We start from the raw sequence: 20026 nt of genomic DNA, 5'->3' as shown, positions 1-20026 counted from the left end.
CATTAGTAATTGAACTTGATATCTACTCTGTCAATTTTTAGAATGGTCAGGGTCCTTACCCTATCAGCATTTTGTTGTTACACTTTAGCTACTCATAGTGTAAATACATGCAAAACGGACCTTGATGAGGCGAGAACCTGCTTTTAAAATACACAATCTAACTAAAACATACCAAATGGGTGAAGTTAAAATCCATGCCTTACAACAGATTAATCTGGATTTATATCAAGGCGAATTGGTCGTTTTATTAGGTCCCTCAGGAAGCGGAAAATCTACCTTGCTCAATATTATAGGTGGTTTGGATGTTCCCACGTCTGGAGAGGTAATTTATAAAGATCATATTATCACCTCTTCAAGTGAACATGATCTTACCCGCTATAGGAGGGAGCATATTGGCTTTGTCTTCCAATTCTATAATTTGATATCCAATTTAACAGCCTTAGAAAATATATCAATAGTGACCGAAATTGCAGAAGCCCCTATGAATCCTGTTGATGCAATCAAATTATTGGGGCTGGAAAATCGAATATCACATTTCCCTTCTCAACTATCAGGAGGAGAACAGCAACGAGTTGCTATTGCCCGCGCCATAGCTAAACAACCTGATGTACTCTTGTGTGATGAACCCACTGGGGCTCTTGATTGTGAAACGGGTAAAATAGTATTGGAAACTCTTGAATTGGCAAATAAAAAATTAAACACCACGGTCGTCATCATTACCCATAATTTGGTAATAGGGGAAATGGCTGATCGGATCATTCATATCGCAGATGGTCGAATTGCCCAGATTATCGAAAACAAAAATAAACGGAAAGCCGCTGATTTATCATGGTGATGATCTTAAACAGGAAGTTAGTTCGTGATTTACTTAAACTTAAAGGACAGGTTATCACTATTGCTTTAGTTGTCTGTAGTGGTATTAGTGTTTTGATTTCATCAATTAGTACCTACCAGTCTTTGTCGCAAGCCCAACACAAGTTTTACTCCGATTATCATTTTGCAGATGTGTTTGCAACCTTAAAACGAGCTCCAATTTATATGCAGAAAAGGATTGGAGAAATACCTGGCGTATCTCAAGTAGAAACCCGTATTGTTGAGGATGTCATTTTAGATTTGCCATGGTTACAAGAACCTGCCATTGGGCGTTTTATATCCATACCCGATTCAAAGTCATCCAACTTAAATCAATTATTTTTACGTAAAGGCCGTTTACTTGATTCTGGCAAGGCTAATGAAGTATTGGTTAATGAAGGGTTCGCCGAAGCAAATTCTGTAAAACCAGGGGATCAAATTTATGCGCTATTAAATGGTCATCGACAACTCCTTCGTATAGTAGGTATTGTCTTATCACCGGAATATGTATATGCAATCCGTGGGGAAGATCTTCTCCCGGATAATAAGCATTTTGGCGTGTTCTGGATGAATCATAAAGCTCTAAGTGCCGCTTTCGGAATGCAAGAAGGATTTAATAATATTAGTCTAACTTTAACGCCAAATGCCTCAGAAAAATTCGTCCGTAACAATTTAGAAAAATTATTTTTGGAGTATGGCTTATCCATTACTTATCCCAGGAAAGAACAAATATCGGATAGATTTGTAACGAATGAAATTAATCAACAAAAAATTATTGCCTCCTTTATTCCACCTATTTTCCTGATTGTCGCCTCTTTTTTATTAAATTTAGTAACTGGACGACTAGTTCAAAATCAACGAGAACAAATCGCTCTATTAAAAGCTTTAGGTTATACCAATTTCTCAATCGTCTTATATTATTCAAAACTCGTTGTGATAATTGTACTTTTAGGTGCCATCTTAGGGATAGGACTTGGCGCCTGGTTTGGTAAGTTAATGACTCTGCTCTATGCTGAATATTTCAGATTTCCTGTCTTCTATTATTCATTTTCAATTCAAGCTGCATTTATAGGAGTTTTAGTCAGTTTTTTCGCGGCTGGCTCTGGAGCATTGAGGTCAATATACCAAGTCATTAATTTAGCTCCGGCAGTAGCAATGCGTCCACCAGCACCCCCTATCTATAGAACACTACGTTTAGAACGCTTTGGTTTAATATCCCATTTTTCGGCAAGCGCCAAAATGTTTTATCGTCATACATTTAGACATTTATTTCGTACTGTAATTACTTCCGTAGGAATTGCCTTTGCAATGGCAATCGTTATATTAGGCCTCTTTTGGCAAGATGCAGTTCAATATTTAATAAAAACCCAATTTTTAATGTCACAAAAACAAGATGCAACTGTATCATTCACCCAGCAATTACAAGATAAAGTGCTCGTTGAATTAAAACATATCAGAGGGGTAATCAATGCGGAGGGCTACCGTGTTTCTCCTGTCTTATTAAATCATCAAAATTACGCCGAACAAACTGCATTATTTGGTATACCGCCCAATGCAAAATTAAAGGTAGTTCTGGATAAAAATGAGAATCCAATCTCTATACCTGAGAATGGACTTGTCTTGAGCCAAGGATTGGCTGAACGATTACACGTAACCATAGGAGATTGGATTCATATCAATATGCTTGAAGGGAATAGGGCAAAAACCAAGCTTGAGGTTAAAGGAGTTGTTAATGATTATGTAGGAATGTTTGCCTATGCTAATATTTTTTTAATTAATAGAATATTGAAAGAGGACCACCTAATAAATCTTGCAGGTATTACCATAGATCCTCGGTATCTTAATCAACTATATAAGGAAATTAAAAAGATACCTAAAGTAAATTCGTTAACCTTTAATACATCAATTATTCAGACATTCAAAGAAACGTTTGCAAAACATGTACTAGTTTTCACCTCGATATTAGCAGGGTTCGCAATAGTCATCGCCATTGCTGTAGTTTATAACAATGCCATCATTATTCTTGCCGAACGCTCCTGGGAATTATCTACTTTAAGAGTATTGGGTTTCACTGAGCAAGAAGTCTCTAACATACTCTTTTATAATATTATTTTTGAAGTTCTATTAGCGATACCAATGGGTATTATCTTTGGGTATTGGATTTCATGGTCTATATTAGAATTAATGCAAACAGATTGGTTTAAAATTCCGTTTTTAATTGAACCTAAAACTTATGCAATATCAATAATTGTGGTAATGATTTCAAGTGTGATGAGTTTGTTTATTATTAGAAAACGAATAAAACAACTCAATTTAACTACCGTATTAAAAGTGGGTGATTAGTGCCAATAATTTATCAAAATATAAAAAAATACATCTGGCTTTTTATTTTTTTAGCTTTGTGTTTTAGTATTATTTTTTGGTTAATCCTACCTAAACCTATTAGAGTCCAACTAGCTGAAGTTAAATATGGAACCTATTCCGAATACATAGAAGATGATGCAAAAACACGAGCAATTAAAATATATACTATAACCGCTCCTGTGATGGGAAAGTTACTGAGGATTAATTATTCTGAAGGAGATAACGTACGTAAGAATGATATACTGGCAATCTTTCTTCCTGCTTCACCATCGCTACTCGATGTTCGCGCCAAAGATGAATTGGAACAAGAATTAGGTGCTGCAGAAGCCAGGTATGAAGAAGCCAAAGCCATACTAGAACAGGCTAAATCTTCATTAGATACAGCCCTTTCAGATTTTAATAGAAAAAAAGGTCTAGTCGCAAAAGGGTATGTCAGCCCAAGTGAAATGGAGCATACTGAATTGGAGTGCAAGCTGAAGCAAAAAATGGTTAATGCTGCTGAACGTAAGGTCCATAGTGCTCAACACGATATTGAAAAAATTAAAGCATCCTTAGCTGCCTCATCGAATCAAAATTATTCTCAAGAACAAATTAACATTCTTGCTCCGATCTCGGGGAAGATATTACGCATTAATCAAAAAAGTGAAACCACTCTCAATGTTGGTGACAATATTATGAAGCTTGCTGATATATCCAAACTGGAGATAGTAGCTGATGTCCTAAGCACTGATGCCGCCCAAATTCCAGACAAAGCAAAAGTTTTAATTAAACGATGGGGTGGAGCTATAGATTTAAAAGGGACAGTTCGTACAGTAGAGCCAAGTGGATATACTAAAATTTCAGCTCTGGGAGTTGAAGAGCAAAGGGTAAATGTCATTATTGATATTAATTCTCCTTATGAACAATGGAAAAATCTTGGCGACGAGTTTCGAGTTGACGTAAACATTTTTATTTATGAATCGAAAAAAGAATTACTTATTCCAATGAGTGCATTATTTCGCGACTTTGGACATTGGGCAGTATTTGTCGATGAAAATGGAAGAGCCATTAAGCGTATCATAGAAATAAAACGCCATAACTCTGATATTGCAATTGTAACTCACGGGCTTAAAGAAGGGGAAAAGGTAGTTCTTTATCCTGGAAGTTTAATTAGTAATGGGGTGAAGATAAAAGAATAAAGCAGCGGGAAATTTTTTAATAAATTTAATCATTAAAATTTTCTATAAATCAATAGGTTATGGTGAATTGGCGCTATTTAATTTATCAGTTAACCCTTTGTATTTTAATTAATAATTCTTTAGTGAATTAAAAAATGTCCCCAAATATACCAGTTCAAAATCTCCTGAATTGGCAGTATTGCGGTTATTATGAACTATTCTATGGTGGACATGCTCAATTGAAGAGTTTAGAGAATATCATCCGCTTTTGATAAAAAAATTATTGAAAGGACAAAAATTTAGGTGTTTTTTGGGCATCCTATTGTTTATTAATAAAAATTTTTTGGCAATTTGCCCGCCCTACGCTTGCCATATTATAGCTTTAAGGCCTACTGATGAAAGAATTAAAAACAAGACTTATCTTTTAAACAATGCATTTTGTTTCTTCCACTAGATCACTACAAGCTTGCATATTTGGTTCCTTTTCATGAGGATGATTCTTAGAGAATAACGACTCCCTTATTGAGCTTGCTCTGACTACTTGATTCGTTTTTTCATCTCTAGCCCATTTACGCATTTCTCCATCTCGTATAGCGGGTGAATATAAAATTTTGTTTTCATAATAATCAACCCTTAGAGAATTTGAATAGTTAGCAAAACCCTCTAAAAATCGTCTTGCAATAATATAGGCTTTATTGCTTGGATCACAAAACCACAATTTAATAATGATGGAATCTGTTTTAGTTAATCCGTCTGCTATCATACGTTTGGAAATATCATCTATTGTAATTACTTTTTTTCCTCCCGAGACAGCATAGACCCACTCATGAAAGGGGAGGTACTTTAATTCCTCATAGGGTAAATTGGGATTGTTTAAAACTGATGATAATTTTCTATCGGGATGACAATCGATTCCATGTCCTAATACATAAATTTTTGTATTGGGAGCTATCGTAGATAGATCACATTGGTTGTGAAATAAAATTATAAAATTTTTATTCTTAAATCTGCTGGCACTATTATCTCTAAATGTTTGTATATCTTTCTTCACATTTTCGGAAATTTCATCCTCTTTAAATGGCACATAAATATATCCATCGATAGGAGTTTTTAAATAATTACAGATATTATTTAAACCTTGTTTTATAGTATTGAGGACGCCGTCAGTCATTTTTTTGATACACAATAGACCAGAATGATCTATTGTAATACAAAAAGATTAGGGTTTTATTAATTCTCTATGTGATTGAATTAAAACCTATTTGATATAAATAAGTAGCTTAGGAAAAGAGTATTATTTGGTTTAGCAATAATCAGCCAGCGTAGACACCGTCTTTAAAAGCAATTTTTATTGCATATATAACTCTCCAGGGCATCGTCAATTTAACTTTTGCTAACGAAAGAAAGAGAGCTCAACAAATTTTAGGCGCAAAGAATCTCATTGGCAGCAGAATTCCAAATGTCTTTGGCTTTTTGAAATTGGATTCTTCGTAGCTGAGCTGAGCTGAGCTGGTGTATCGCCCTACGGAGATTGAAAAGAAATTCCTTATTTTCCCCATGAGCGCGATGAAGTTCTGAGCCCCTGCGGGTGATTTGAATCAAATGAGGCACTTTCTTTTCTACGCGTGGGCTGATGGGCATTTTCCACTCGGTTATTGAGCCCTTTATGCGAGCGATGTTCGACTTCTTTACACATCTGGCGAATTGGTTTTGTGTAGCTCCTTAGCTTGTCTGTTATGATAACTCGGGGTTTGGGATAGGCGTTCAATAGACGACACAGAAAACGGATGGCAGCTTTTTTATTTCGGCATTTTTGTAGAAATACATCCAGCTCATAACCTTCCTCATCCACCGCACGCCATAAGTAATACGTTTCACCTTTGATGCGGAGCTGTTGCTCATCCAAATGCCATTTATCCGATGCTCTGGACGCTTGTTTCTTAATCACGTCCTTAAAATGAGTACCAAATTTAATGCATCATTGGCGTATCGTTTCATAACTTACCTCAATGCCACGATACAATAAGCGCTCTGCAACATCTCGGTAGCTGTTATTAAAGCGATGATAACTCCATACCGCTATACTTATCAGTTCCATTGGGTAACGGTATCTCTTCGGCTTCCTTTCCAGCATAAATACAGTCTAGAGAAAAAGTTAAATTGACGATGCCATTTTTTATACTTACTTGCTGGATAAGCCATTCCTTTGTGTATTTACTATGTATAAGAAAAAATAAGTAAGCTATGATGATATATAGTATATCGAATCACAAGACAAGGATAGCAGCACTTGTTTAATACATTTTTACAACAAAAAAAGCATATTATAGAGATGAGTTTCGCTAGCATTTTTCTCGGTGTGTATTTTAATTTATTAGTACCGATTAGTTATTATGCACACAGCCATGGCTATAATCATGCTAAATTCATCATTACCTCTTGGGATTTAATGATTCATTATTTTGCTCTTCCCATTTATGCTTATATCGCAACCTATATTATTATTCCTATGTCGTTACTATTAATCATTATTTATTATTATAAAGATATAGCCTTAATAAGAGGTCTCTATTTTGGTTTGTTTTTATTACTTACGGTTTCCTATTTTATTTTTATTTTTTTCCCTGTGAGTATGATCTTATACAAAGGAATACCACAAGAAGCCTATTCTCCAGGATTTAATAATAAATTGGTCCGACTGGCCTATGAAATGGAAGTACCTTGGACTTCATTTCCTTCAACTCATACTTCTATAAGCTGGTATATGTTTAAATATGTAAATTTGCTCTTTAAAAAACATCGCTCTGTGGTTTATTTATATCTTCTTTGGTTTGCGTTTATGATAATTGGAACTCAAACATTAAAATTTCACGCCATAGCTGGTGTTATTTTTGGTATCCTCCTAGCAGAATTAAGTTTCAGAGTGACTTACAATAATAGAGATCGAATATCCTATGTATACTCAAAAATACCCTACTGGACCCGATTAATGGTTTGGATATTACTTATTTTTCTGGTCATGTGTATCCTTTATATAGCCAAGGAGTCAGGGTTTGATGTGTATATAATAAACTCGTCAACCTAAGTTATCTTTGTAAGGGTAGAAAAAAGTTGCCTCATGCTTGTTAGAGGGTATCCGGAAAGAGTATTATCGCTGGCGAAGCTATTTTTATGTCTCAATTAAAGACAAATTATAGTCCTTAAGATTAATGTAATTTAAGAGTGACTTTGAAGCCTAATGTTCAACCTTTCTAAATATAAATAAACTCAATACTCCTAATTAAAACGAACTTTGATTTTTAACCAGAGTTTTCGGATCGATTTATAGCCAAAAGTAGAGAAATTACCGATTATACTAATATCGTTCACAAACCATCATTTTCTGGAATAGAATTTATATAAACAAAGTGTTATTAGATATAATTTAACTGAAGAATAAGCCCGAACAAACCCTTTGAAAGGGAAATATAGAAGAAATTATTTATAAATCAGGGATTATATGGTGGAGGCGGCGGGAATCGAACCCGCTACCAAGCTTTTAAGGATGTCTTTCCATGACGACCAAAGACCACGAAAAACTAGATAGGTACAGGGTTAACGTTTGATAGCTCAATTTCCACTTAGTTGTCTTCCATGGTCTTTAATTGTCAGCAAATGGTGCCGTTTTGGTGCCGTATAGAATCAGATTATGCTACTTCTAATTCTATATGAACCCGTTGTCCAATAGCCGTTGCAATATTTACCAGTGCATTTAATGAAAATCGAGAGATACGCCCTTGTTATAAAATTATTTATTAAGATTTTCTTCAGAATATCTTCTTTCTAATTCATCAAGTATTAATTGATTAAATGAAATTTTACATGAAGAAAATAGGGTGGAATAAATACTTCCTCCTTCTTCATCAAAACATTCGAATTCAGCAATTTTGTTTACAAATTTTTTCCATAAACTCTGAGCTTCTTTTAACTTTTTTATTTTTTGAAAAGTATTATCTTGGTTATTTTGCAAACTTAAGATAATTTCATCAATTAACTCTTTTATTCTTACCTCAACTGTAAGACTTCTTTTACCAACAAACTCATTTATGCCCTGTTGATAATTTGGAGGATCAACTGATTTTGAAATGTAAGAAATAAAAGCCTTTAAAAATTGTCTTGTTTCATCAATGTAAACTTTTATACTATCAAAATTTATAGATAATTGACTGTTTTCATGGACAATTTGATGTCTTAATTTAAATAATGAATGCAATGCTTTAAAGTTATTATTTATATTGTTAATTATTTTTATATTATCAGTAACCGATTCTTTGGATAAAATTTCTTTAAATTGTTCTTTTCCTAAAAGAACATTCATATGAGTAGTAATATTTTCCATAGAGCCTACAGAAATCAAGCTTGAAACGATATCTCCGAATGTAATATTTTGGCCATGTAAGAGTTTAAGACCTTCTATATTTAAAGCATTTTTTGGCTCTAATAACTTGTAAGAATTCGTTAAAAATTGCTTATCACCACCATCCACTAATTTTGCTATTAATTCTTTTGTAATCACCTCTATATTAGTAACTAAAAAAATGGGGGCATATGATAATAAAGGTAATGGTGGGCCATTATTAAAAGAGTCTAGTAAGTCTTCTATCTCTTTAAATTTTTCCTCATAGGTGCTTATACAGCTGACTTGTCTTCTTTTTCTCTCAGGCAATATTTTCAAGTTTTGTTTAGTCATTTTGGCCCTTACTAAATTCTTAAATCTGATTATAGTAAGTTTTTGAACAAATATTTCTTTATTAGGTCGGTTGGCTCGCAATCCAGCATCTCAGATAAAACTCTGTTTTCTCGCACACATGGGGTAAGGTCTTTCTTTTTTTTTGCAGGATAAAGGAAAGACCTTACCTCCTTTGTTGTGCAAAAACTTATAGTAGTGGTACATCCTGAAAATAGACGAATCCTTTTTTATTTATTACAAACACTTTCATTTCTCTTATGTTTAGTTTTTGTTTTTCCTGCATAAATAGAACATCTTATAATGATATGTGCAAAAGTTGACTACCATGAAAAGCTCTCATACAATGCACCCTAAATTTTTATACCATAACTTAGAAATAAAAAAATGAAACTCAAACAAACTTTCCTTGCAGTTATTTACAGCTTATTGATGGTTGGTTGTTCGGCCGATATGCTTGTATCTCCTACTAGTAAATATGGCCCGACAGACGGAGATAAAACTGGAAGAATAAGGTACTTAGCAGAAGGAGCTTCAACAGTAATTGAAGCTCGCCGAAATGATGCATTCAAAAAAATGTATAATGCATGTAATGGACACTATAAAATTTTAGGCGATACATCAAAAGATAAATTAATCGGAGCATCTGATTATAATGATGACAAAGGCTCAAGTTTTGTTGGTAGTATGGAGTATGTATATATCAGATTTGAATGTACAAAAAAATAATATGTTAGAATTTGCTGTTCAAGTAAATAATTAAAATTCTACCGCCCTCTTTTTCGTTCATCTTTTTAAATAATTGGACTTACTCATCCATTTTTAAAAAGTGAAGCTGAATATAAGTTTACGCCAGGCAATTTTCATTTTCCGGCATCTATAATTGCGTGTATCCGTTGCTCAACTATTTGCTTTCGCCTTTCAAATTCCTGAGAGTAATTTAGATGTCCTGGCAGGGCTTGAAGAAATTGGTCATTATTCATTAATGAAGTAAATTCTAGCGAAAGATACTTCTTTAAATTTTCTGCAGACGTTAAAACATCCTGAGAAATTTCTGGTCTTCCATCAATTAGGGCAATAATATCTTCTAGATCATGACTTAATAAAAAATCCTGATTGCCTCTATCTTTAAATGCCTCAAGCTTTGTAGCTAAAAAATAAGGAGCAGAAACAATTTTTATGTTTAATTTATCAGTGATATTTTTGTCAATTGCATTTTCTTGTGCTTCCTTATACCACCGGTTAGAAAATCCCAGTACACTTTTATCGATAGGCATAATATCAATTAAGATCCCACTGCAATCCCAACGACATATTGGATGATTACCAATAGTCAACTCTTTAAACCCTTTTTGTCTTAATTTATCGGCAATCGCATAGTAATCTGATTTAGTAATTACATTAATAATGCAATCAACATCCATAGTAAATCGCACATCCGGAGCTGCCTTATCCGTAATCAACAACCCTGTAACGCAACCCCCAACAAAGGTTACCTCATTACATAATTCTTCAAGACGATGAGCAATGATTGTAAGTGATTCGATATTATGTTGCGCAAAACTTCTATTCATTTTTCACCAATTTATAAACCTTCTAGTAGTTGTGATATTTTTTGTATAGCAAGTTGTTTTTCTCGTACACGCCCTGAACGAATGGCATCGATTAATGTTAATAAATCATAAAACAAAGGATCTGGGTGTTGCATAACTGATTGCGGCACAGAAGAATACAAGGGTTTAAGTGCTACACCGCGCTCACTTCCTTCACCATAAGGCCAAACAGGTATTGGATCATTTCCCGCGACAATTTGTTTATTTAAACTTGGGGCAGCATAACTCGTTGGAATCCCCCGAGCAATCTCACCTAACTTAGCAGGAAAAATATACTTCAATCCATGAGTAAAAAACTCTCCACAAGCCTGAATAATTGGCTGTGGTTTATTGGGTGGATGATAGGGAGTAATTAATCCTGCAATAACTAATCGCTTAAACGCACTATTGATTTGAGAAGGACTAAGACATAACTCAAATGCAATACTGTTCTGAGACCAATTTTTATTTTGGCAAGCTAAAAGTTTTGCTAGAACAACTATGTCTTGTGGTTTGATCATATAAATACTCTTTATTCTACATTCTAGAATTTAGAATAAAGAATAACTTAAATCAAGCTAACACTTTTAAAATATGAAACTAAGTTATATTATGCCTTCATTTTATCCAATTAATCACATTATGACGCAACTTCCAGATATAGGATTTCTAAGGCTAAACAAATTATCGGTGACAATAAAGCAAATCCCCCTATTCCGGCATTCATTCCTGTGAGTAAATCAACATGGTGGGCCGGGGTTAAATCTGGGCGCTTTCCACAACCTGTAAAGCTTGGACCAAGAACTATTGCTTGGAGAGTTAAAGATATTAAAGAATTTATCATTAATTTTAATAAGGAAAACAAATATTAAATCTGACTATGGCTTTAAATTTTATTGAAACAAGTAAGTTAAATTTACATTAAAAGCTTATTTTAAATGCTGTTTGTTATTCTCAGTGTTAATTTTTAGGGTCTTTATATTTTCCTGGATATTATCCTTATCTGACTGTCTTGATAAAATTTCATCCGCCACTCCTTTAATTAATTCTTCTTTATATCCCTTATGGTAGCTTAAGTAGTCAGATAAAAAATCAGAACTAACTCCTAATAAAAATCCTCCAAAAAAAGTTAGTACTGCACCTAGACCAATTACCTTTAAATTTAAAGTCAATCGATCAATTCTTCTATTTAAGCTCTGAGGAGAATACACTTGGCCATATGCATTGTTAACATTATCGGAAGTAATACCTTTCTGTATATGTTTCTCTTTTATTTCCTTACAGTATACAGAGTCATATTTATCTTTATCCAGTTTTGCAAACCAAATTAAAAAAGCAATGTCTCCTCTCTTCAGGGTAATATTATGTGGTCCAGCATTATAAACTGAGAACTGTAGCCTCCCTTTCCATCCGGGATCAACGTGGAATCCAGAAATGTTAATAAGACCTAAGTATTTATATTTTGATTTCAATGAAATAAAACCAAAAAGATCTTTGGGAATTAATACAATTTCTTCAGTTAGAAGTAACGCAAATTGGCCACTTGGTATAGTAAATAAAGATTCACTATCGATTTTAAAAGGATCCGGTTTATTTCTTCTACATTCATTCGTAATATATACTTCTGGGCCTATCCTAAGCTCATAAGAATTACAATCAATTTGATTTTCATCTGGTCTAGAACCATCTTCTATTTGTATTAATTCGCCAAGTCTTTCTTTAATTGTTTCTCCACATAAAAATGACATTATAGAGTCCTTTTATAGTTAATCTTTTGGAATAAAGAACTTTTCTTCAATACTATCCCACCGATTATGGATAATCTTTATCGGATTTATATCTAAACCGCAAGTAAACATAATAGTTTGGGTTAAGATATAATCAATTTCACATGTTAATACTTTGAATGAGGGATAATTTTCAATATGATCTAATGCTTCTACAGCTTTAGCAATTTTACTTACTGAGATTATGTAATTATGAATATAATCCTTGAAATAAATTTGAGGCCTTTTGAGTAGGGTAATATTCAGTCTGTGCTTTAAGACATTTCCAAGAGCTAAGCAACAAATCATGATATCAGCACATTCTTTTTCAAAATTTTTACTTAATAACAATTTCCCTGCGTACTTTGACAGATGAAGAACTATATGTTTTAGTCTGTCGGGTAAAGGCAAATACATTATATCTGAATGATATTTAATATCATGAATTATTTGTTTTTTTTGTAATAACATTAAGTTTATTTCTTGCATAACCTACTTCCATTTTTCTATGGTTATCGGCATTCTGCAGTTGATGCTTTAATAAAATTATCCAAATCGAATAGTTTTTACTAAAGATGAAAAATACTAAGAAATGTACTTCTTTTAATTTATCTAGTCAGTATCAAAATAAGTTCACGACAAATAATTCTGGCTATAATTGAATATACAACTTTTAATTTAATGGTGAATGAGCGGATGTTAATAATTTTATTAGCAATAATTGGTCTCATTTCTTACCTACTATTTATTCTACAATCTAAGTCTATTATTTTGACCGGATTAATAGGTGCTCTTTTAATTATTGCTATTACGATCACAGTGATAATCAATTATAGACGTATTAACTTATTTTAAAATAAATTGGGCGATGTGGCCAAACGATTGGCTTGGATGATGGAAAATATTAAATTTCATAAATATTTCCATTCCTTTATTTGTTATTTTTTTATTTATATCTTTCATTGCAATTAGATCTGCATATTTATTTGACAAATAAATGATTAAAAAATTTCTTTTTAAGATTAGGTGTATCATAATTTATAATTTGTTTGAGATTCTCTAATGATATCTGTTTTATTCTTTTGCAATTTTTCTTTTAATGAAATTATCGTATCTGCATTTTCTGATAGCGAAAATGTATCTTTTGACAATTAGGCAATAATCGCCTCATCTTCAAGCATATCTTGAATTTTTTTTATTCCATTTTTTAGAGATTGCTATAGAATTTTTAACCACTCTTCAATAAATTTCTCTATAATCAAATGTAGCCTTTCCATTGGCTAGTGTCTTTCCATATATTATTTCCGAATTTTAATGGTATTAATTAGCCTTAAAAAATAAAACTTCTTTATTTTGTTATAGTCCCAATATTCTTTATTTCCACATTTACTTAACAACACCAGCAGCTGTTGCTGAAATTGCTCCTATTGCGGGTTAACCAGTTTACTAGCAGACTATTTGCTATCACGTTGTCATAAAACCAACTGAAACCATACATTAGAGTCTCCTCCTATACATACAATTAAAGTAAGTCATAGCAAAATTTCTGTGTTAATTTATTTGTTCAGGAATAAATTATTTCCTTTAATCTCAAACAAACTATTATAACTTTCATCTTCTTCCAGCAAGCTCAAAGAATAATCCAATGCACCAAGAATTACTGATTTATTAAAACCATCAATCCCTGATTTAATTACTAAACCACCAAGCTCAATTTTACGCCGAGTATCGGCTCTACGTTTTTTTAGTTTTTCCAAAACAAGTGATTTTTCACATCTTGCAATTAACTGTTTTTGCTTTTTGATTTGATCACTAATAGCCATGATGTAACTCCTTGGCGATCTTGGCAAAGATTAAATCGAGTTGATTAAGATCATAGTGATGAAGATTATGTTTATAGGCAAGAGAGCCAATTTCGATCTTATGCTTTTTTTGAAGCTGATCAAGTTTTACTTTAGCTTTTTCAATTCTGTCCGTGAGCACTTCTTCCATTTGCGATAATGTCTTCTTTGACATGATATTCTCCGCAAATTAATTTCACGCAAAAAGCATAACGGCTCTGATCTTTGAAATCAATATCTTTATAATAATCCGAGCAGAGCGAGGACTGACAAGTCACGCAGAGATTTTCTCAAGTGCGCAATATACATTTGTTCGAATGTTTGCTAGATTAAAGATCGCTGCTAAAAAAATCCTTTACGGAGTAGGTCTTTTTCTTTTTAAGCAACCGATGGAGCGCTTTAGTTTAAGGTGATTCCATGGCGATTGCTTTTGCTCGTATCTCAATTCACAGTCGTTCAAAAGGACATAGTGCTGTTGCTGCCATTAGCTATCGTGCAGGTCAAAAATTAATTGATTCACGCACTGGTATTACTCATGATTTTTCAAATCGCCATGATGTAGTTTATTCAGAAGTTATATTGCCTGAAGATTGTGATGAAGCATTTCTCGATCGAGAGTTTTTATGGAATCAAGTTGAACTTGCCGAGAATCGTATTGATGCTCAAGTATGCAAAGATTTCGTTTTAGCATTACCTAAAGAACTGGACTTAGTTCAACAAATAGATCTTGTTAAAAACTTTGCTCAAGTTCATTTTGTTGAAAATCGATTGCCAGCAGACGTTGCCATTCACGATCATGATGATGGTAATCCCCATGCTCACATTCTTATCCCTACACGTCGATTGGAAAAAGAAGGGTTTTCCAAGTACAAAGCACGTGATCTTAATCCTGCTTTTGCCAAAGGATTTGTAGTTGAACAAGATTATTGGGGAGAAAAATGGCGAGAATTCCAAAATAATTTTTTTAAAGAGCATCAGATTGATTTATGTGTTGATTTCAACCATCTAATACCTGAGCGTCATCATGGAACAATGAAGTCAACCAATAATCATTATTTACTTGAAGAAAATGAGCTTATTCAAGGGTTAAGAAAAGAACTGGCTAAAAATCATATTGAAGAATTACTTAGCCACATTTCATCACAACATAGCGTTTTTACTCGTTCAGATATAGAAAAGCTGTTGTTTAAAACAATGAAAAACCATCAGGCTCCTAACGAATATTTAGGCATGGTTGAGCGTGTATTAAATCATAGGCATATTATCAAACTTGGTCTTAATGACGACGGAAAAGAAGCTTATACAACTAAAATTACGGTTGGAGAATTGCTTAGAGAATTTTTAGAAGAAGCAAAGTCAACCAAAGAAGCTAGTACATACCGAGGCTATAAACGTGTTTGTGAAGGACACCTCTTACCAATGTTTGATAAAGTGGAGATAAAGGATTTACAACCTGCACTACTAAGAAAATGGATTAAAAGTCTTAATTGTACTACTAAAATACCGTTGCGAATATCCTAATTCCTCTACGTGCCATTATTGAACAAGCCTTAGTGGATCAATACATCAAAGAAAATCCTCTTAACAGTATTATTGTAAATAGGTTACTTAATAAAGAAACCAAAAAGAGTGATTACAAACCCGATCCTTTTAGCGTCGATGAAATTAAATTAATATTAAACGAGGCTGAAGGACAAGTGCGCTTATTATTTCAATTTGCTTTCTTCACAGGCTTACGAGTATCAGAACTTATTGGATTGAGATGGGAAGACGTGGACTGGCAACACAATATTATTCATGTAGAAGAAACCATTGTTGCTAAAGAAGCTAAAGGTCCAAAAACTGAAGCAGGTATACGTGATGTCCTTTTATTGCCTCCAGCAATAGAAGCTTTAGAACAACAGAAACAATACACATTTCAACAAAAAGGGAGAGTTTTTTTTAACCCTAGAACGCTTCACCCATGGGAAACCTCACAACAAATTCGTCGTACCCAATGGATGCCAATTTTAAAAAAGGCAGGTGTTCGCTATCGCAATACCTATCAAACTCGCCATACTTATGCATCAATGATGTTATCCAAAGGAGAAAATATTATGTGGGTTTCTAAGCAATTAGGACATGTGGATATAGAAATGGTCATTAAAACTTATGGTCGATGGATACCGAATAGTTCCTCCCAAGCTGGATATTGTCCTGTGCATGATTGGGGCACACATCTAAATTCATCTGACTCAATCCCATAATTTAATTGAACCACTGACCTGAAACGGTTTTTTATCAACTAATGTAAATAATTCAGTAAGTGACTCTTGAGTTTTGTAAATAAATTGAATATAAGTTTCAACCATTCTCAAATATTCTGGCATATTGATATTTAAGAAGTCTATTAATACATTAGGTAAATTTTCTTTAGAATCAATACTTTTTTTCATATCACAATATTGTTGCAATACCGAAATCATTTTTAAATAATTCTTGTTGGATATGTGACAAGATTGCAGAATTGAAGGATTAATTTGATAATCAGAAAAACGCGTTGTCACAAGATTCAATAAGTTTCCAATATGTTCAAACTTAATTATTATTGATGAATCTAATGAAAAATTCTGTACCACTGTAATAATTCCATCTCTAGTTTGCATTCTGGTTGGAGATTTCAAGATATCAAGCCGCTTTTGTAAGTCTTTTTTCAAATTGTATAATTCTGAATATTGCATAAGGAGTGAAAATGAAATTAGGTGTAATAAACCGGATATTTCACGTTCTAATTTTTTAAGGTCTGTGCCTTTATCTCTTCTTTTAGTCCAATAATGTGATAATGTTGCGCCAACTATACCACCAGTAGAAAAAATTTTAATGAAATCCACTTGAATCCTTTAATGCGTCGAGTTGAAAATAGTGCCGCTATGGTGCCGCAGCTTAAGGATATAATATTTTTATGTAGAAAAATCAAGAAGTTAAATGGTGGAGGCGGCGGGAATCGAACCCGCGTCCGCAAATCCTCTGCCTTCAGCTCTACATGCGTAGCCGTGTCTTTTGATTTAACTGTGCATTCTCCGACGGGCAGGATACTACACAGCGATTCCCTGAATTTCGCGCCTTAATACGGGATGGATTAGGACGCTAGCTTATCTCTTATGACCGTTGATTCGATACCGATAAGCGGGCTCGGTCGAACGGGATACTGGGTTTATTGGCCAGTACACAGTGATGGTTCATCTAAAGCGCTTATTAGGCAGCGATAGCTTCCCCACCAGCAAAGTTTTCATCGTTTGCATTTATATTTAGTTGAGTCTGATTTACGAGAGTTCTCATTCTCGGCATGCACCTCTGGTTTTGCAACCCACGTCGAAGCCAGGTCGCCCCCTTTGTACACTATAAGTATAACATAAAATGTGAACAGATTAGCAGCTTTCTTTTGAAAATTCAGGAGGAGATTTCCTGGGTGAGGGCTTTGCCTTCACCCAGGGTTTGCTTTAGCCTTGAATCCCATTATGACGTAATAACGCATCAACCGTTGCAGGGCGGCCTCTGAACTCTTTATAGGCCTCAGCCGCTTTCTTAGAGCTGCCTGCTTCCAATATGTAATGCAGGAAATCACGTCCTGTTTTAGGATTTAAAACCCCTTCTTCTTCAAAACGCGAAAAAGCATCGCTGGATAAAACTTCTGCCCAACTGTAACTGTAATACCCTGCAGCATATCCACCGGCAAATATATGACTAAAACTCTGTGGAAAACGATTATACGGAACCACCGGAATAACACTGGTTTTAGAGCGAACATCGGCCAGGATATTCTCAACCAAAGAGTCCTGCTTAGGCATAAACTCTTGATGGATACGAAAATCAAATATAGAAAATTCCATCTGCCGTAACATCGCCATCGCCGATTGGAAATTTTTTGCAGCAATCAGACGTTCAAAAAGTGACTCGGGAATCGGTTCACCGGTTTCCACATGCGATGTCAAAACATCCAAACCACTTTTCTCCCAACACCAATTTTCAAAAAATTGACTGGGTAACTCTACAGCATCCCACTCTACTCCGTTAATACCTGATGCACCTAGATAATCGACCTGGGTTAAAATGTGATGCAGGCAATGGCCAAATTCATGGAATAAGGTAACTACTTCTTCATGCGATAACATCGCGGGTTTATTGGCTGATGCTTTGGCAAAATTACAGGTCAAGGTTGCTATAGGCAACTGGACCTTGCCATCTTCCAGTCTTCTGCGGCTTTGCAATGAATCCATCCACGCACCGCTGTGTTTGTTCGGTCGAGCAAATAAATCCGTAAACACATAACCACGCACCGCTCCATGTTCGTCGACCACACAATAGCATTGGACGTCCTTATGCCAAATATCAACACCCTTTACTTCTTCTATGGACATTCCATAAAGCTTTTTAACTAAATCAAATAAGCCCTGCATAACCTTTGGTTGTGGAAAATAAGGACGTAGATCTTCTTGTGATAAAGTGAATAAAGCTTGTCTTCTTTTCTCAGACAAATACCCCACGTCCCAAGGTTTGACGGGATTAAGCTTAAATTGTTCCGCGGCAAATTGCTCCAGCTGCTTGAACTCCGTTGTTGCTTGCGCATGGATACGCTGGACCAAGTCATTCATAAAATCTCTTACTTGGTTGGTAGAATCTGCCATTTTGGTCGCAATGGACAATTCAGCATAATTGTTAAACCCTAACAGTTGGGCTTTTTCGTGGCGTAAGGCTAAAATTTCATTGATCAGCGGTGTATTGTCATAGGTTTTCGCATTAGGACCTTGATCAGAAGCTCGCGTAATGTAGGCTTGATACATTTCCTCACGTAACGCACGATCTTCAGCATAGGTCATTACCGCTTGATAACAAGGATATTCCAGAGTCAGCATATGTCCTTCAAGACCCTTCTCCGCCGCGACTTCTTTCGCAGTATTTAAAGCATGCTCGGGTAGTCCTGCCAAACGCGATGAATCTTTAATATGCAAAGTAAATGCTTGGGTGGCGTCCAAAATATTATGTTCAAATTGATTGGTTAATTCATCCAGACGAGTCTGAATTGCTTCAAATCGTTTTTTACGCTCTTTATCTAGGGCGACTCCTGATAATTCAAAATCACGCAAACTATCAGCAATCAACTTTTGTTGTACTGGATTTAACGCGTGTTTATCGATTGATTTAATTGCCTCATACAGTTCATGGTTATGGCCCATCGCCGATTCATAGGCTGAAAGAAGTGGCAAGCACTCATCATAGCATTTACGTAATTCTGGAGAATCCATAACCCCATGCAAATGCGACATGGGCGACCAAAAACGCTCCAGCTCATCCGCCATATCATCCAAAGGATAGATTAAATTATCCCAGGTATAATGGGGATTTTCTTTGAGCAAACGCGTAACCTCTTCCAAATGCTTTTTTAATATGGCATCAAGATGAGATCGAAAATGATTAACATCAATACGACTAAATTGGGGTAACCCTACTGGTGCTGACATGCTTTACCTTTGAAAATAGATACAAGAAGTAAAGCATAACATTCAATTACTAAAGCCTCTATACTTCAATGAAATCATTCATCTAGGAGCGTGGGGGGGAATTTTTTTTAGAGTTTCGTGATTTATTGGGAGATTTATGGATCCCGCGGACAAGCCGCGGGACGTGGGCGGGGGGGTAGTACTCATGGGAACGATAGCCCACAGGGGAAACGATAGTCTCATGAGGAGCG

General features: G+C 34.7%; 20 protein-coding genes and 1 other RNA gene. 8 read left to right on the top strand and 13 right to left on the bottom strand.

Features of this window, described 5'->3' with window-relative positions; genetic code table 11:
- Nucleotides 1-124: 124 nt before the first annotated feature.
- The 3 genes from ACWTEW_RS30095 to ACWTEW_RS30085 are packed head-to-tail and all read left to right on the top strand — an operon-like array spanning nucleotide 125 to nucleotide 4394.
- Nucleotides 125-835 carry an ABC transporter ATP-binding protein gene (locus ACWTEW_RS30095; RefSeq protein ID WP_454781694.1) on the top strand — a complete coding sequence of 237 codons (711 nt, stop codon included), beginning with the start codon at nucleotides 125-127 and terminating at the stop codon, nucleotides 833-835.
- Complete coding sequence (locus ACWTEW_RS30090; protein ID WP_454781693.1) at nucleotides 829-3195, top strand: ABC transporter permease; 2367 nt, start codon at nucleotides 829-831, stop codon at nucleotides 3193-3195. Before ACWTEW_RS30095 ends, ACWTEW_RS30090 begins: the two co-directional genes overlap by 7 nt.
- Nucleotides 3195-4394, top strand: a complete 1200-nt coding sequence (locus tag ACWTEW_RS30085; protein ID WP_454781692.1) for an efflux RND transporter periplasmic adaptor subunit — start codon at nucleotides 3195-3197, stop codon at nucleotides 4392-4394. The genes ACWTEW_RS30090 and ACWTEW_RS30085 overlap by 1 nt, the downstream gene beginning before the upstream one ends.
- Nucleotides 4395-4797: 403 nt before the next feature.
- On the opposite strand, the gene ACWTEW_RS30080 is transcribed toward ACWTEW_RS30085, so the two are convergent.
- Nucleotides 4798-5544 (bottom strand): hypothetical protein, encoded by a 747-nt coding sequence (locus ACWTEW_RS30080; RefSeq protein ID WP_454781691.1) that lies wholly within the window; start codon nucleotides 5542-5544, stop codon nucleotides 4798-4800.
- Between the two features lie 375 nt (nucleotides 5545-5919).
- Complete coding sequence (locus ACWTEW_RS30075) at nucleotides 5920-6321, bottom strand: IS6 family transposase (protein WP_454781690.1); 402 nt, start codon at nucleotides 6319-6321, stop codon at nucleotides 5920-5922.
- A gap of 342 nt (nucleotides 6322-6663) precedes the next feature.
- Here ACWTEW_RS30075 and ACWTEW_RS30070 point away from each other — a divergent pair, with 342 nt between their 5' ends.
- On the top strand, nucleotides 6664-7458 hold the full coding sequence (locus ACWTEW_RS30070; protein ID WP_454781689.1) for a phosphatase PAP2 family protein: 795 nt from the start codon (nucleotides 6664-6666) through the stop codon (nucleotides 7456-7458).
- A gap of 601 nt (nucleotides 7459-8059) precedes the next feature.
- Here the strand turns inward: ACWTEW_RS30070 and ACWTEW_RS30065 are convergent.
- Together ACWTEW_RS30065 and ACWTEW_RS30060 are read right to left on the bottom strand one after the other, a co-directional pair.
- Nucleotides 8060-8143 (bottom strand): hypothetical protein, encoded by an 84-nt coding sequence (locus ACWTEW_RS30065; protein ID WP_454781717.1) that lies wholly within the window; start codon nucleotides 8141-8143, stop codon nucleotides 8060-8062.
- A 17-nt stretch (nucleotides 8144-8160) separates the two neighbouring features.
- The gene (locus ACWTEW_RS30060; protein ID WP_454781688.1) at nucleotides 8161-9102 is read right to left on the bottom strand and encodes a HEPN domain-containing protein; all 942 of its coding nucleotides are present in this window, start codon (nucleotides 9100-9102) and stop codon (nucleotides 8161-8163) included.
- A 384-nt stretch (nucleotides 9103-9486) separates the two neighbouring features.
- Here ACWTEW_RS30060 and ACWTEW_RS30055 point away from each other — a divergent pair, with 384 nt between their 5' ends.
- Nucleotides 9487-9828 (top strand): hypothetical protein, encoded by a 342-nt coding sequence (locus ACWTEW_RS30055; RefSeq protein WP_454781687.1) that lies wholly within the window; start codon nucleotides 9487-9489, stop codon nucleotides 9826-9828.
- 134 nt (nucleotides 9829-9962) lie between these two features.
- Here the strand turns inward: ACWTEW_RS30055 and ACWTEW_RS30050 are convergent, their stop codons facing one another.
- Nucleotides 9963-10673 (bottom strand): hypothetical protein, encoded by a 711-nt coding sequence (locus tag ACWTEW_RS30050; RefSeq protein WP_454781686.1) that lies wholly within the window; start codon nucleotides 10671-10673, stop codon nucleotides 9963-9965.
- A gap of 11 nt (nucleotides 10674-10684) precedes the next feature.
- Nucleotides 10685-11212, bottom strand: coding sequence for a hypothetical protein (locus ACWTEW_RS30045; protein WP_454781685.1), 528 nt, complete (start codon nucleotides 11210-11212; stop codon nucleotides 10685-10687).
- A gap of 210 nt (nucleotides 11213-11422) precedes the next feature.
- Here ACWTEW_RS30045 and ACWTEW_RS30040 point away from each other — a divergent pair, with 210 nt between their 5' ends.
- Nucleotides 11423-11563: a helix-turn-helix transcriptional regulator gene (locus tag ACWTEW_RS30040; protein ID WP_454781684.1), complete on the top strand. Its 141-nt coding sequence runs from the start codon at nucleotides 11423-11425 to the stop codon at nucleotides 11561-11563.
- A gap of 57 nt (nucleotides 11564-11620) precedes the next feature.
- Here the strand turns inward: ACWTEW_RS30040 and ACWTEW_RS30035 are convergent, their stop codons facing one another.
- From ACWTEW_RS30035 to ACWTEW_RS30020, 4 genes are all read right to left on the bottom strand, one after another.
- Nucleotides 11621-12439, bottom strand: coding sequence for a dCTP deaminase domain-containing protein (locus ACWTEW_RS30035; RefSeq protein ID WP_454781683.1), 819 nt, complete (start codon nucleotides 12437-12439; stop codon nucleotides 11621-11623).
- An 18-nt stretch (nucleotides 12440-12457) separates the two neighbouring features.
- On the bottom strand, nucleotides 12458-12946 hold the full coding sequence (locus tag ACWTEW_RS30030) for a hypothetical protein (RefSeq protein WP_454781682.1): 489 nt from the start codon (nucleotides 12944-12946) through the stop codon (nucleotides 12458-12460).
- A gap of 1067 nt (nucleotides 12947-14013) precedes the next feature.
- Entirely contained in the window at nucleotides 14014-14280 is a 267-nt protein-coding gene (locus tag ACWTEW_RS30025; RefSeq protein ID WP_454781681.1) for a conjugal transfer protein TraD, read from the bottom strand.
- Nucleotides 14270-14473, bottom strand: a complete 204-nt coding sequence (locus tag ACWTEW_RS30020) for a hypothetical protein (protein ID WP_454781680.1) — start codon at nucleotides 14471-14473, stop codon at nucleotides 14270-14272. Before ACWTEW_RS30020 ends, ACWTEW_RS30025 begins: the two co-directional genes overlap by 11 nt.
- A 242-nt stretch (nucleotides 14474-14715) precedes the next feature.
- Here ACWTEW_RS30020 and ACWTEW_RS30015 point away from each other — a divergent pair, with 242 nt between their 5' ends.
- Together ACWTEW_RS30015 and ACWTEW_RS30010 are read left to right on the top strand one after the other, a co-directional pair.
- On the top strand, nucleotides 14716-15819 hold the full coding sequence (locus ACWTEW_RS30015) for a MobA/MobL family protein (protein WP_454781679.1): 1104 nt from the start codon (nucleotides 14716-14718) through the stop codon (nucleotides 15817-15819).
- A gap of 32 nt (nucleotides 15820-15851) precedes the next feature.
- The gene (locus tag ACWTEW_RS30010; protein ID WP_454781678.1) at nucleotides 15852-16544 is read left to right on the top strand and encodes a site-specific integrase; all 693 of its coding nucleotides are present in this window, start codon (nucleotides 15852-15854) and stop codon (nucleotides 16542-16544) included.
- On the opposite strand, the gene ACWTEW_RS30005 is transcribed toward ACWTEW_RS30010, so the two are convergent.
- The 3 genes from ACWTEW_RS30005 to ACWTEW_RS29995 all read right to left on the bottom strand — a co-directional run bounded on the left by ACWTEW_RS30005 (nucleotide 16533) and on the right by ACWTEW_RS29995 (nucleotide 19796).
- The gene (locus tag ACWTEW_RS30005) at nucleotides 16533-17168 is read right to left on the bottom strand and encodes a hypothetical protein (RefSeq protein ID WP_454781677.1); all 636 of its coding nucleotides are present in this window, start codon (nucleotides 17166-17168) and stop codon (nucleotides 16533-16535) included. The genes ACWTEW_RS30010 and ACWTEW_RS30005 overlap by 12 nt on opposite strands.
- 95 nt (nucleotides 17169-17263) lie before the next feature.
- Nucleotides 17264-17668: a transfer-messenger RNA gene (ssrA, locus tag ACWTEW_RS30000) on the bottom strand.
- A gap of 109 nt (nucleotides 17669-17777) precedes the next feature.
- Nucleotides 17778-19796, bottom strand: coding sequence for a M3 family metallopeptidase (locus ACWTEW_RS29995; protein WP_454781676.1), 2019 nt, complete (start codon nucleotides 19794-19796; stop codon nucleotides 17778-17780).
- Nucleotides 19797-20026 lie beyond the last annotated feature (230 nt).

The organism is Legionella stuttgartensis (genome assembly GCF_977063405.2).
Note: the sequence above shows the minus strand (reverse complement) of the source record. Positions and strands in the feature narration are given on the sequence as shown.